This is a genomic window from Psychrobacter urativorans (assembly GCF_904846695.1).
Lineage (GTDB): Bacteria > Pseudomonadota > Gammaproteobacteria > Pseudomonadales > Moraxellaceae > Psychrobacter > Psychrobacter urativorans.
This window is the reverse complement of record NZ_CAJHBR010000001.1, coordinates 130,150-143,630: the sequence shown is the minus strand read 5'-3', so window position 1 is coordinate 143,630 and position 13,481 is coordinate 130,150. Positions and strand designations below refer to the sequence as shown.

10 protein-coding genes are annotated in these 13,481 nt (G+C 43.8%); 3 read left to right on the top strand and 7 right to left on the bottom strand.

Annotated elements, in window-relative coordinates:
* Nucleotides 1–222: 222 nt before the first annotated feature.
* The 5 genes from proC to hemL form a co-directional block, all read right to left on the bottom strand.
* Nucleotides 223–1,080, bottom strand: a complete 858-nt coding sequence (gene proC / locus JMY09_RS00590) for a pyrroline-5-carboxylate reductase (protein WP_201621653.1) — start codon at nt 1,078–1,080, stop codon at nt 223–225.
* A 434-nt stretch (nt 1,081–1,514) separates the two neighbouring features.
* Entirely contained in the window at nt 1,515–3,110 is a 1,596-nt protein-coding gene (gene tilS / locus JMY09_RS00585) for a tRNA lysidine(34) synthetase TilS (protein ID WP_201621652.1), read from the bottom strand.
* Nucleotides 3,111–3,258: 148 nt separating this feature from the next.
* On the bottom strand, nt 3,259–4,062 hold the full coding sequence (locus JMY09_RS00580) for an acetyl-CoA carboxylase carboxyltransferase subunit alpha (RefSeq protein ID WP_201621651.1): 804 nt from the start codon (nt 4,060–4,062) through the stop codon (nt 3,259–3,261).
* A gap of 218 nt (nt 4,063–4,280) precedes the next feature.
* Nucleotides 4,281–5,822: an exopolyphosphatase gene (gene ppx, locus JMY09_RS00575; RefSeq protein WP_201621650.1), complete on the bottom strand. Its 1,542-nt coding sequence runs from the start codon at nt 5,820–5,822 to the stop codon at nt 4,281–4,283.
* A gap of 429 nt (nt 5,823–6,251) precedes the next feature.
* Entirely contained in the window at nt 6,252–7,553 is a 1,302-nt protein-coding gene (hemL, locus tag JMY09_RS00570; protein ID WP_201621649.1) for a glutamate-1-semialdehyde 2,1-aminomutase, read from the bottom strand.
* Nucleotides 7,554–7,957: 404 nt separating this feature from the next.
* Here hemL and JMY09_RS00565 point away from each other — a divergent pair, with 404 nt between their 5' ends.
* Nucleotides 7,958–8,347 (top strand): hypothetical protein, encoded by a 390-nt coding sequence (locus JMY09_RS00565; protein WP_201621648.1) that lies wholly within the window; start codon nt 7,958–7,960, stop codon nt 8,345–8,347.
* On the opposite strand, the gene JMY09_RS00560 is transcribed toward JMY09_RS00565, so the two are convergent.
* Nucleotides 8,344–8,697, bottom strand: coding sequence for a zinc ribbon domain-containing protein YjdM (locus JMY09_RS00560; protein WP_201621647.1), 354 nt, complete (start codon nt 8,695–8,697; stop codon nt 8,344–8,346). The two genes, JMY09_RS00565 and JMY09_RS00560, sit on opposite strands and share 4 nt — an antisense overlap.
* A gap of 267 nt (nt 8,698–8,964) precedes the next feature.
* Between JMY09_RS00560 and ygfZ the strand changes: the two genes are divergently transcribed.
* Both ygfZ and JMY09_RS00550 read left to right on the top strand, forming a co-directional pair.
* Nucleotides 8,965–9,717, top strand: a complete 753-nt coding sequence (gene ygfZ / locus JMY09_RS00555) for a CAF17-like 4Fe-4S cluster assembly/insertion protein YgfZ (protein WP_201621646.1) — start codon at nt 8,965–8,967, stop codon at nt 9,715–9,717.
* A 44-nt stretch (nt 9,718–9,761) separates the two neighbouring features.
* The gene (locus JMY09_RS00550) at nt 9,762–11,093 is read left to right on the top strand and encodes a D-amino acid dehydrogenase (RefSeq protein ID WP_201621645.1); all 1,332 of its coding nucleotides are present in this window, start codon (nt 9,762–9,764) and stop codon (nt 11,091–11,093) included.
* A gap of 51 nt (nt 11,094–11,144) precedes the next feature.
* Here the strand turns inward: JMY09_RS00550 and JMY09_RS00545 are convergent, their stop codons facing one another.
* The gene (locus JMY09_RS00545) at nt 11,145–13,376 is read right to left on the bottom strand and encodes a molybdopterin oxidoreductase family protein (protein ID WP_201621644.1); all 2,232 of its coding nucleotides are present in this window, start codon (nt 13,374–13,376) and stop codon (nt 11,145–11,147) included.
* Nucleotides 13,377–13,481: the final 105 nt, after the last annotated feature.

Sequence of the window (13,481 nt, the reverse complement as noted above, 5' to 3'; positions counted from 1 at the left end):
ACACTTACCAATAGTAAAGGCTGCTATAGTCAGTACTAATGTAGTCAGTTTTCAATCATCAGTTAGAAATCATCAGTTTGAAACCAGTAGTTTTAAATACAACAGAGACTGTAGGCTGCTATAACTGCTAATTTATGTCACTGACTCACAAAGCTTTCTAGCTTGCTGAGCAGTTATGCTAAGGCATAAGTTGCAAAAGTCTTTGGCAGTTGTAAATTACTTTTACTTTTTATCGTCGCTTTTCATCTCTTCACTGAGTGCTTTGCTGCGATCGTAGCACGCTTGCATAGCCTCGCCTATTTGGCGACCAATCTCATTGTGTTGCATTGACTCAATTGCCGCTTGTGTAGTGCCCTTGGGCGACATTACTTTACGACGTAGCTCAGCAGGACTATCGTCACTACCAATAGCCATAGTCGCTGCGCCTAACACAGTTTGCATAGCTAACGCTGAGGCTTGCTCTCTATCTAGACCTAAAGCCACTGCGCCATCAATCATCGATTCAATAAAGTAAAACACATAAGCTGGCGCTGATCCTGCCACTGCAGTAACGGCATGCATCTGTTCCTCAGAATCAACCCACATCACTAAACCTGAAGCTTCCATTACTGCCGTTGCTAGCTGCTTTTGTTGATCATTAATATCACTGGTAGCATAGAGACCAGTTGCTCCCATTTGTATTTTCGAGGGAGTATTGGGCATAGCGCGGACGATATTGCTATAGCCCCCTAACATCTCAGATAAAAGCTCAGTCGATAAGCCTGCTGCCACTGAAATCACTAGTTGATGCTCTAAAGCGTCAGAAAATTCGCTAACTACTTGCTGCATCATTTGTGGTTTGACTGCTAGTACCACTACGTCAGCATCGATAACTGCTGCTTTTGGCTCTAGGCTAGCATCAACAGTATGCATTTGCTGCTTAGCGTATTGCTCACGAGTCTCAGCACTCGGTGCCGATACCGTAATAAGTGCAGGATTCATACCGCAGCCAATGAGGCCACTGATTAAGGCCTGCGCCATATTGCCGCCACCGATAAAGCTTATTTTCTTATTAATTAACTTATTATTAATTGATGACATAAAATCTCCTAATAATTCTGCTCTATTAAAACCCTAACTGCCTGTTAGCATTGGTTTTTTCATAGCCTACTTTTTATAATAAGCGCTAAATAGTATCGTTTAAACAGCAGGGTTTGATAGAGTGTTTTTAGCAAGCAGGCGGTCTAAAATGAGGTCTAGTCTACCATACTGCCATTATTGGCGTTTGAAAAATTGGTGGTTAACGCAGTGACTATCAGTTCATCCTAAAGATGGAACATCGATACGCCGGTTACAGAACAAACGGTGGCTCAAAAGCCCTACCATTAATCCTAGATACTGGCTAATAGCAGATTAGTAGTAGCCATATAGTTAACAGTACAGGCAAGCACACTAGTAATTAAGGCATAGACAAGCTCATCGACGGCAGCATTTATAGCGTCAGTAACCGCAACGGCAATCTAGAGCAAGACCCATTACTTTACCGCAAATAGAGCACTGCTAATAGTACTGCTAAATGCGCTATTAACGATCTTGGCAATCCATTTAGGGTCATTATTGCTTAAATTAAGTGATGCACCGTCTGCGGTCAGCGGCCACTGCTCAAAGGGAGAGATTAGTAACAGTGGCAGCTCGTTATTATCGGCTTTATGCTCAGAGTTAACAGCTTTTGAACCTGTAACTTCTGAGTTTAGATTTACAGCGCTCACTACTAGTAAACTGTCTCGCAACCAAACTGGAATAGCTAACGTTTGATAGAGTTTTTTGCCAGACTGTGCTCGAGTAGCCCTTGACGTTTTTAACTTTTGTTGTCGATCTAACGGTGTTATTTTTAAGGTTAGCGGATCCGTATCGTTGCTCATTAAAGGTGCTAATTCACTAGCTGTAACCTTTAACTGCCAATGGTAAGCGGCGTTTTCCCGCAATACTACCGTGAAGGGCTCCAGCCTATCTTTAATAATAACTTGCTGCTGTACCAGCACTGGCAACGCTAGCCAATCAAGCCATGAGTGACTGAGTCGATATAACTGCTGACGATAACGACTTACCCTGTAATGTTGGCGGTGTGCGTACCAATCTAGCTGAGTTTGGTGGTCATTATCATCACGTTGCACTAGCCTAGACACGTCATCTACTAGTTGCTTACTCGGCGGTAACGGCTCATCTTGCGCCAGCCAATAATGTAGTAATTGCCGTTGGCGATAGAGTGGTAATGCTTGCAGTTGATCACTATCAATTACCTGCTGAGCTGAAGGATAATCAAGCTCATCGATAGCAGTCTGCTGCCAATCTTGCAGCGCTTGCGTATTGACTGTTGCCTGCGCATCGCTAAGCAATTGCGCACTACGAACCATGTTTGCGATGACATTAGGGTTATAAGTTGCCAGCAGTGGCATGATATCTCGGCGCAAACTACTACGCACATTATCACCATTATCATTAGTTGGATCATCAATATAAGGCAGCTGCAACTGCTCAGCATAGCTACTGATATTGGCACGACGCACCGACAACCAAGGCCGCCATAAGACATTATGTCGCGCGCCTTGTGACTGCTCACGCCATGCTTGCATAGCAGCTAGACCTTTCACCCCAGCACCCTGCATCAAGCGCATCAATACGGTCTCAGCTTGATCATCAGCATGATGACCTAACAATAAAACGTCGCCTTGATTGATATGTTCAAGCATCACTTGATAACGGGCTTGCCGTGCTGCTTGCTCATCGCTACCGGTTACTTGCGCTCGTAAAATAGTACAAGGCAGCTGTTGGACTTGTGCCCATTTCGCGACATGCTTAGCCCAATGACTACTAGCTGACTGTAGATTATGATCAACATGCAGCAGCTGCGGCAAAAATGCTAACTTACCTTGCTGATAAAGCTGCAAACATAGTGCGGCTAAAACCAAAGAATCACGACCACCACTACAAGCCAGCCAAATACGCCGACCACGTAACTGTTCACGGTGTTCATCAACACTCGCCAATAAAGCTTGTGCCAGCGCCGGATCTACTGGCAACTCTGCTGCTATGGGCTTGATAGGATAAGGTTTAATGGCGCTATTAGTCATAGGTAGTCATGTCTAGTTAAAGGTGTCTATTAAGGTGTCTATTGATGAATATTCAACCAGTCTAATTATAAGCTAAAAATCAGCTACAAAAAAACGTGCTACTAAGGAGCACGTTAATGATTGTTCGATGGTTAAGCTTTAAAGCACGTTAAGCTGGTAGCATAACTTCTGAGTTAAAGGTTTTTAGCTTTTCATAACGCAGTTCAGTACGAGTATCAGCATCCATTGCTTGCAGCTCTTCTAACTGCTCAAGTAGCAATGATTTAAGGGCTTTCATCACTGGCTGGGGTTGTAAATGTGCGCCTTCTCCTTCATCGATGACGGCATCAATCAAGCCCATTTGATACAAGTTAATAGCATTTAATTTTAGTGCTTCACTAGCATCTTGCGCTTTTTCAGCGGTTTTCCACAGAATAGCTGCACAGCCTTCAGGAGAGATAACTGAATAGATGCTGTTTTGTAGCATATTCACTTTATCGCCGACACCTATAGCTAGCGCACCACCTGAACCCCCTTCACCGACGATAGTAACGATAATTGGTACTTTTAAACTGGAGAATACAGCGATACTTTCAGCGATTGCTTGGGCTTGTCCACGCTCTTCAGCACCAATGCCAGGATAAGCTCCTTGTGTATCAACAAAGGTCATAACCGGCAAGTTAAAGCGCTCGGCCATTTTGACTAAGCGAATAACTTTGCGATAGCCTTCAGGATTGGCCATGCCGAAATTGTGGGCAATACGCTCACGAGTACTACGACCACGATGTTGACCGATGACCATTACCGGCTTGCCATCCAAGCGTGCTAAGCCACCAATAATAGCTTTATCATCAGCAAAGGCGCGATCACCATGCAATGTATCAAACTCAGTAAATAGCTGATTAACATAGTCCATAAATAATGGACGCTTGGCATGTCGTGCTATCTGAACGCTATCCCAGACGGTACTCATAGACTTATCCTTTTAGTCATTTTATAGTATATTGTTTTATACAAGTTCTCAGTTATTGTGTATTTGAGTATAACCAAAGTACATCTGTAAACTCAACAAAACTATATTAGCACAGTTGTACTAAGTATAAAATTTACAAATAATTAAATAATAATTATCTTGCCGGGACTAATAACCACTCGCTTAGCATTGCCTAGTATATTTTTAGCAGTCAGTAATTATTCGGCTTGCGCTTGCGCTTCAATCACCGTAAGTTTGATGCCCCACTTAGCAAACTGCTCAATCTCAGCTTCGAGATCAGAGAATAAAAACGCATAGTGTTTTTTGTCAGTGCTGACGGTAATTTGCCAGCAATTAGTATCGGTAACTACTAAATGCATATCAGGCAGCTCATATTCACTACGACTATGATGAGCCAACACTGCAAGTCTGAGCAATAAACACAAATAGATCAGCTGATTGCCGCCAATAAGACAAATTTGCTCGAGCATATCGCTTTTTAGCTTGCGTCTGTGGCTGAGCATTAACTGCGACATACGTTTTTGATCGACTTGTGAGAATCCAGGAATGTCTGAGTTTTCGAGTAGATAAGCGCTGTGCCGATGATAGTTGTTATGACTGATCGCTAAGCCAATTTCATGCAGATAGGCCGCTCGTCTTAACAAATCAGCATCATCACTCGTCAACTGCAACTCATCTTTGACTTGTTTAAATAGATGACGACTGGTTCTGACCACTTGTCGAGCTTGCTTTTTATCTACTGAATAGCGTTTATTGAGCGCCAGCACACTGCGGTCACGTACATCCTCACTAGCAAAACGCCCGAGCATGTCATACATCACTCCTTCACGTAACGCCCCATCAGAGTAGGCAATAGTATCAATACCTAGCACTTTCATAGCCGCACGTAATACTGCTACGCCTGCTGGAAAGACTGCTTTTCGATGCTCTTTCACCCCTTCAAGCTCAATGTCATTGACATCACCGATAGTGATTAGCAGATCTTCTAGCTTTTTGACGCCTTTATAAGTGATACGCTCTTGTTCATCAGACCAGCCTTTAGATACCAACACATTACGCACTGCTTTTATGGTACCACTAGAACCAATAACACTATTCCAACCAGTCTTCTGATATTGACCATTGATAGCCAGCATCTCTTTACGCGCGGCGGCAATAGCATTAGCAAAAGCTTTTTCAGTGATCTGACCATCAGCAAAGAACTTTTTGGTAAAAGCCACACAACCCATTTGTAAACTTTCAGTCAATAACGGCTCAAAGCCTTTACCAATAATAAACTCTGTAGAGCCACCACCGATATCCATTACTAAGCGCTTATCGCTACTAGCATTCGTATGCGAGACCCCTAAATGAATGAGTCGGGCCTCTTCACGTCCAGCGATAATCTCGATAGGTTTTGGCAAGATCGCATTAGCACGCTTGATAAAGTCCTCAGCGTTTTTGGCTTGGCGCAAGGCGTTAGTAGCGACAATACGAATACGCTCTGGCGGTACTGAGTCCAAACGCGCGACAAAACGGCTCAGACATTCAAGACCACGGCGTTCAGCTGCTGCGTTTAAGATATTGTTCTCATCCAAACCGGCAGCCAATTGCACCTTTTCAGACATAGAAGTTACTTTGCGTACTTCGCCATGATCTAAGCGAGCTATCGCTAAATGAAAACTATTCGAGCCAATATCAATAGCGGCCATCAGTTCATTATCGGCAAGCGGTTGATTTGCAACAGATATATTGAGCATAGGAGAGTTTGTGACCCTGTATGATGGGTGAGGTAATTGCTGAGGTTTGAGCATAGTAGCTTTTACATGTTTTGCATATTTTAGATAGCTACAAATACGGATAGAAATACAGATAGATTTTGCCATTAAAGCATTTATGCTAAACCCTGACAAGTAACAGGCGCTAGTTATTATATACTGACCGGCAGACTAATAAAAATCGCCTATGCAGTCGCTAATATTTACTGCTATTACCCTACAATCTTTAGTCGCTTTTGCCAGGTTAATATAAGATAAATAACAATGGCTTAGACAGCTGATTTTATAGAGACATTTACAACGAATAGAATGATTTTAGCATTAGCCTGATCTGAGTAAAAAAAACCAACGTAGCACTAATAATCAGTCGCTATGTTGGCCTTTTTTAAGGATTAACGCTCAAGTCAAAAACTAGCCTTTAGCCATTCCTGCAAATATCTCATCAGCTGCTCTGATAGAAGCCTCTAAGTCTTCAGTACTATGCTTGATCGACATAAAGCCTGCTTCATAGGCAGAAGGCGCTAAGTAGATACCACGCTCTAGCATGCCGTGGAAGAACGTATTAAAGTGCTCCATATTACATTCAGTCACTTCATCGAAATTAAGTGGCGTTGCAGTAGCGCTGTCTTTGACGAAGAACATGCCAAACATACCGCCGAGCTTATTAGTACGCAGATGGATGCCATGTTTGTCAGCAGCAGCTTGAATACCATCTACTAAGTGCACCACTTTCGCTGACAGCTCATCGTAGAAGCCAGCTACTGTTAAGTCCTCAAACATCGCAATACCAGCACGCATCGCTAGTGGATTACCTGATAAGGTACCGGCTTGATAGACGCTGCCCATTGGCGCAATGCATTCCATAATTTCACGCTTGCCGCCAAAAGCACCAACTGGCAAGCCGGCGCCAATAATCTTCCCGAAACAAGTTAGATCAGGCTGGATATTATAGTGGGCTTGCGCACCACCAAGGCCTACTCGAAAGCCAGTCATTACTTCATCGAATACTAGTACCGCACCATGTTCAGTACACTGCTCACGCAAAGTGTCATGAAACTGTTGATCAGGGATAATCATGTTCATATTGCCAGCGATAGGCTCAACAATCACACAAGCAATAGTATCGCCCCACTTCTCAAAACAATCTTTGATCGCTTGTGGATTATTGTATGGCAAGGTAATAGTATGCTTGGCAAAGTCTGCTGGCACCCCTTTTGAAGTCGGTTCACCAATATCGAGCATGCCTGAACCAGCTTTAACTAACAAACTGTCCGAATGACCGTGATAACAGCCCTCAAACTTGACGATATTGTCACGACCAGTAAAGCCCCGTGCTAGGCGAATCGCACTCATAGTCGCTTCAGTACCAGAGCTAGTCATTCTTATCATCTCGACACTAGGCACGATGTCACAAATCTTATCGGCAACAGTAGTCTCAAACGGCGTTGGCGTACCGAAACTTAAACCATCTTCGGCGGCTCTTTTTACCGCATCGATAACTTTTGGATGCGCATGGCCTAAGATCATGGGTCCCCAAGAGCCGACATAATCAATGTAAGCATTGTCTTCAGTGTCATAGATCTTGCTACCGTTAGCGCGGTGCATAAATACTGGAGTGCCACCGACACCAGCAAAGGCTCGCACTGGCGAGTTTACGCCACCAGGAATATGTTTACGAGCTTGGGCGAAAAGCTGTTCGTTTTTAGTACTCATGACTATTATCCTTATTGCCTTTAATTATGGTGTTAACGGTTTATAGCGGTAAATTACTATGCATTTTAAGAGCTCCTCTCCAGTTATTCAATACGACTTACGTTGGTCATATAAAATCCAGAGACGGCGCTATATCTTTATTATTGTAAGCTATCAATTCTAAAATATCGGCATCGATAAGCTTTAAAAACGTCCTATCCATGCGCCATTTATTATCAACCTCACAGGGAGTTGTTGGTATTTATTTAATATTGGCTTTATTTTAGCTCGGTGCTTTTTGCTAAGTTACTTTTGTTAACTTACTTTTGTTAAGTTACTTTTGCTAAGTTATTTTTGCTAATAGATAGCAAAATAGTCTATAGTCAGTTGACGTAATAAACTTTTGTTTATAATGGAGTCAAGAGATGATAAACCTTACAACTAACCAAGCTATAGACAACGCAAGCCCTGCACCGATGAATAATCAAGAAGCTATCAAGATGATTGAAGCGCTTATCGACGGTATAAACCCCCTGTCTGATGAACCTTTAGCTAGTAATAGCTTATGCCTAAATAGTGATATACAACGTGCTTTACACGCTACTATTCCAGCGCTTGAGAATATGATCAAAGCCGATCTACGTAGAGCGAATCTGCCTGTCAACGCCGGTCAGCCTTGGACTGAAGAACAAGACCAGCAGCTAGCGGACGCTTTTGACAACGGTGATGCTATTACTACCTTAGTAGCACAACATCAACGCACTAGAGGTTCGATCAATTCAAGGCTTATCAAGTTAGGCAAGATTACCCCTTAAGCCTTTTTAACTACTGACGACTTAAGTTTCATCGGGCCATAGCCATCAAGTTTACAGTCGATATCGTGACCGTCTGTAGCATCAGGCAACAGACGAATACTTTTTGCTTTAGTACCGACTTTGATCACTGTTGACGAGCCTTTTACTTTTAGGTCTTTGATTACCGTGACTGCATCGCCATCTTTTAACTCATTACCGACCGCATCACGGATAACTGCATCTTGCTCATCGGCTGGTACTGCATCGGTTTCAGCCGCTGACCACTCATGGGCACACATTGGGCATACTAATAGTGCACCGTCTTCATAAGTATATTCAGCAGCGCATTTTGGGCAATTGGGTAAACTCATAACATCCTCGTTTGCCGTTCAGATCGGCTATATTTTAGAGTCTTCATTGTAGCTCAACTCGCTATCTTTGACCAATCACTGCGCTTGTAAAACCGCTACTGAACCCTATTTAGTTCTTAACTATAGTGTTTTTTATGGCGCTGGTTTTTGTGGTACTCTTTTGAGTGCTAATTTGACAACCTTACTGCAACGATTACTCCATAATAATTGTATTTTTTATAACATAACTTTTTTGATAATTTAACTCTCAAAATTAGGATAATAACAATGAGTGACCTTAGTAACCAGCTAAAAATACCAGCCTTTAACCAACTGACTATCAAGGGTGAAGACGCAGAAAAATTCCTGCAAGGTCAACTAACTTGTGATGTGACTAAGCTCGGTCTTAGCTATCAGGCTGCCGCTATCGGCAACCTAAAAGGCCGTATTGAGTTTGGGATATGGATCAAAAAACAAGCTGAAAAGCATTACGATGTAGTAATTAGTGCCGATTGTGCCGAGTCTTTAGCTGCGCATCTAAAAAAATACGGCGCGTTCTCCAAGTTTGAGACTAGCACTCCTGTCGATATCTACCCTTGCGTCCTCGATGATGAGCCAACTTTTAGTCATCAGGAGACTCATAATACAGTAGAGAATGTTAGTGCTTGGATGCAGTGTAGTATTGCTACTGGTAATTATTGGATAGTAGCCGCCACTCAAGGCGAGTTCCAACCACAAGAGTTGCGCCTACATCAGCGCGGCGGTATGGACTATGATAAAGGCTGTTATTTAGGGCAAGAAGTTATCGCTCGTATCTACTTTAAATCAGCGCCCAAAGCATTTTTACACTATGTAAAAGGTATAGGCAACGCCCCAGCAGCTGGTGAAAAGCTAGGGAAAGTACAAGTAGTCAATGCTATCCCCTGCGTAGATGGTTTTATCGCCTTAGTAGTTGCCCGTCCAGAACAGTTGGTGGAGAATGAATTAACCACTCTCGACTTACCGCCTATTCTACAAGCAGACGTCGCCCGCCCCAAATAACACGGGTTGTACTAATAGTAGAGCCACTATAGAGAATTTTAGCTATGACACATATCGCGGTACTCGGAGCTGGCGTAGTAGGGGTGACTACTGCTTGGTATCTACAAAAAGCTGGCTATAAAGTCACTGTTATCGAGCGTGAATCAGCAGCAGCTATGCAGACCTCATTTGCTAATGGTGGGCAGATATCGGTATCACATGCCACGCCATGGGCTAACCCTAGAGCACCACTGCAAGCGCTGAAGTCACTGTTCTCTGAGAATTCACCGCTATTGTATCGGCTGCGCGCTGATAAAGATCAGTTAAAGTGGGCTATGCAGTTTTTGCAGGAGTGTCGTGCCGATAGGGCCGATGATAATCTAGTACAGATGGTGCGCTTAGGATTGTATTCGCGGGCAACACTGCAACAGTTACGCCGCAACACTGACATCGAATACGAGCAGCAAACGCGTGGCATTATGCATTTTTATACTAGCCAAGCTGAATTCGACGCTGCTATTGCACCGACTGAACGCATGCAGGAGCTAGGCTGTGAGCGGCATTTTATTGATATTAATAATGCGGCCAGTCTTGAGCCTGCGCTCTACCCTATCGCCCATAAGCTGGTTGGCGCCACTTATACTAGTCGTGATGAATCTGGTAATGCTCATCTTTTTACTCAGCGCTTGGCCGCGCGCTGTTTGGAAGCTGGCGTTACCTTTCTCTATAATACTGACATTCTGGCATTAAATAGTGACGCACACTCTAGTCGTCCTCATATTCACAGTATTACTATCCGTCCTAAAGGTGAAAATGCTCAAACCTTTAGTGCCGATAGTCATGTCATAGCTTTGGGCTGTTATAGTGTGGCTTTGCTGAAACCTCTAGCGGTTCATCTGCCTATTTTTCCTGCCAAAGGTTACTCCGCCACTTATCAAGTCAATCCACGAGCACCACATTTAGCGCCTTTTGTTAGTTTGATTGATGATGAGTATAAGCTGGTTATGTCGCGGCTTGGTGACAAGCTGCGTGTCGCCGGAACCGCAGAGTTTAACGGCTATAACATGGAATTAAATAGCGTGCGTTGTGCAGCTATCACTGAACGAGTACGTTATCTGTTTCCTAAAGGAATTATCGCTAATTCTGCGCAATACTGGACTGGGCTACGGCCGATGACTCCATCGAACGTGCCGCTGATTGGGCGGGCACATTGTGGGCAAGTTCGCCATGGCAGTCAGAATGAACCCGCTACTTTTGATAATTTATGGCTTAATACTGGTCATGGTAGCCTTGGCTGGACTCACGCTTGTGGCTCGGCCAAAGCTATTAGCTTATTGATGCAAGGCGAAACCCCAGCCGTTAAGTTTGATTTTATCGGTATAAAAAAGGCGCTATAAGTCAGCGCCCTTATCAATTAAAGCAATCAAAGCAATAACGTGCAAGTACCTTTAGCTGGCAATACTAGTGCCTGATTGCTGTTGCTCAGTAGCTAATGAGGTAAAACTTTGTCCCTCAATAGCTGCCGGCTCAATGCTTTGTGGCTCAACGACTTCTAGCTGCACAGGCACACCATTTACCGCCGCATTACCACTTAATTGATCGATCAAAGTATCATCAGTGAGATCGTTGACACTAACCCCTGCATGCGCTTGCGCGATCCTTTGTATGACGCCTTTGCGACTATGACCGAAGCCATGAGGAATGCTAACTACGCCTGGCATCAGCTCATTAGTCACTTCGGCGCTGAGCACCACGCTACCTACCCTAGAAGTCACTTTTACTAATTGTCCATCCTCGATACCTTGTTGAGCAGCCGTCTGAGGGTGCAACATTAAAGTACAGCGTGACTTACCTTTTACTAGTCGATAACTATTGTGCAGCCATGAGTTATTGCTACGTACATGGCGACGGCCTATCAATAATATTTGCCCCGCATCATACTGCTGCACCATAGTCTGTACCCGCTCTAAATCCGCTAGATAAAAGTCAACGTTAAGAGTAATCCGCTTATCTTTATGCTTTAAAGCTTGGGGCAACATACTTTGCATAACCCCTAGATCGATACCATGCGGGTTTTTAAGAAGCTTCTTTAAAGTGAGTCCTTCATAAGGCCCACGTTTTAGACCTTGATCGAGTAAGAACTTTGGTCCTAAAGCCGATATTAGCGAGCGCTCAATCTTAGTTTTGATAGGAGCTTTTTTATCTAAGCGTTTTGCTAGTTCTAGATAGATCTGCCAGTCATGCTTGGCATTACTGGGCTTAGCAAATAATGCTGGTGAATATTTAGCGACGTTATGCACGGCAAAATTATTAAAGGTAACGTCATAATGCTCACGCTCAAGTGGTGATACTGGCGGTAAGATAATATTGGCATGGCGGCTAGTTTCATTGACGTAGTAATCTATTGCTACCATAAACTCTAACTGCCCTAAAGCCTTATCTAGCTTTGCACCATTAGGCGTACTCAATACTGGATTACCAGCAACGCTAATAAAGGCTTTTAGCTGTCCATCACCTTCTACTAGCATCTCATCGCTCATAGCAGCAACTGGATACTCACCGTTAAAGTCCGGTAAGTTGCTCACTCGACTATGGCGCTTACCTAAATAGCCAGGGCCTGTGTTATTTACTACATCGACTGCTGGATTAGGAAACATCAGGCCGCCCACTTGATCTAAACGACCAGTGACTATATTGATCAGCATAATCAAATACTGACATAACAAGCCGAACTCTTGTACAGAGACCCCCATACGACCATAACAAACCGAGCTTTTAGCTTCACAAAACTCTTTTACTAAGCGCTTTATTTCAGTAGCTTCAATACCAGTAATCCTAGCCACTGACTCTGCGCTGTAGTCTTGAGCAAACGTCGCTATGCGCTCAATCTCTGGCGCTAAGGCAGCAGCTTTATTAGTGCTGGCGGGTACTTTATTAGCATATCCTTGCAAATATATTTCGTTAAGCATCGCTAATAGCAATAACACATCCGTCGCTGGCCGAATAAAGTGATGCTCGCTGGCCATAGTTGCGGTCTCAGTACGCCTTGGATCGATCACCACTACTTTGCCATCACGAGCTTTGATATCTTTTAACTTTTGCCGCATATTCGGCGCGGACATAATACTGCCGTTAGAGGCCAGCGGATTGCCCCCTATGATTAGCATATAGTGAGTTCGATTGACATCAGGTACTGGGATACGCAGCATGTGACCAAACAGATGCATACTGACAACATGATGGGGCAGCTGATCGATAGAAGTAGCTGAAAACCGACTGCGAGTTTTTACACTGTTCAACAGATGCTTGACGGTTAGCATGCCACCCATATTGTGTACGTTTGGATTACCCAAATAGATACCAACAGCGTCCTGACCATATTTTTTTTGTACTGACTCGATACCTGCGGCTACTTGATCTAGCGCCTTGGGCCAGCTGATTGGCTTCCAGCCATCGGCCGTTCTCTGAACAGGTTGGCGCAAGCGATCAGGGTCTTCATGCAAATCCTGTAGCGCTGTAGCTTTCGGACAGATGTAACCCTCAGAAAAGGGATCATTGCTATCGCCTTTAATCGACAAGACTTTTTTGCCATCATGCTTAATTTCGATGCCACACATCGCTTCGCACAAAGTGCAAGTTCTTAGATGCGTTTGTTCGCTAACTATCGTTGATTTAGGCATAGTGATGCTTCCTATTCATTATTATCGGCTGGCCTTGATTAGCTAGCATTTTCAAGCAGATACGTCCCTTTTGCGCTCTTTAATTCTTTAATTGCCCTTTAAGGC

What these genes read in the sequence shown, in the direction of transcription:
- proC (WP_201621653.1), bottom strand. Translation starts at nt 1,080, where the DNA reads ATGTCATCAATTAATAATAAGTTAATTAATAAGAAAATAAGCTTTATC.
- tilS (WP_201621652.1), bottom strand. Translation starts at nt 3,110, where the DNA reads ATGACTAATAGCGCCATTAAACCTTATCCTATCAAGCCCATAGCAGCA.
- JMY09_RS00580 (WP_201621651.1), bottom strand. Translation starts at nt 4,062, where the DNA reads ATGAGTACCGTCTGGGATAGCGTTCAGATAGCACGACATGCCAAGCGT.
- ppx (WP_201621650.1), bottom strand. Translation starts at nt 5,822, where the DNA reads ATGCTCAATATATCTGTTGCAAATCAACCGCTTGCCGATAATGAACTG.
- hemL (WP_201621649.1), bottom strand. Translation starts at nt 7,553, where the DNA reads ATGAGTACTAAAAACGAACAGCTTTTCGCCCAAGCTCGTAAACATATT.
- JMY09_RS00565 (WP_201621648.1), top strand. Translation starts at nt 7,958, where the DNA reads ATGATAAACCTTACAACTAACCAAGCTATAGACAACGCAAGCCCTGCA.
- JMY09_RS00560 (WP_201621647.1), bottom strand. Translation starts at nt 8,697, where the DNA reads ATGAGTTTACCCAATTGCCCAAAATGCGCTGCTGAATATACTTATGAA.
- ygfZ (WP_201621646.1), top strand. Translation starts at nt 8,965, where the DNA reads ATGAGTGACCTTAGTAACCAGCTAAAAATACCAGCCTTTAACCAACTG.
- JMY09_RS00550 (WP_201621645.1), top strand. Translation starts at nt 9,762, where the DNA reads ATGACACATATCGCGGTACTCGGAGCTGGCGTAGTAGGGGTGACTACT.
- JMY09_RS00545 (WP_201621644.1), bottom strand. Translation starts at nt 13,376, where the DNA reads ATGCCTAAATCAACGATAGTTAGCGAACAAACGCATCTAAGAACTTGC.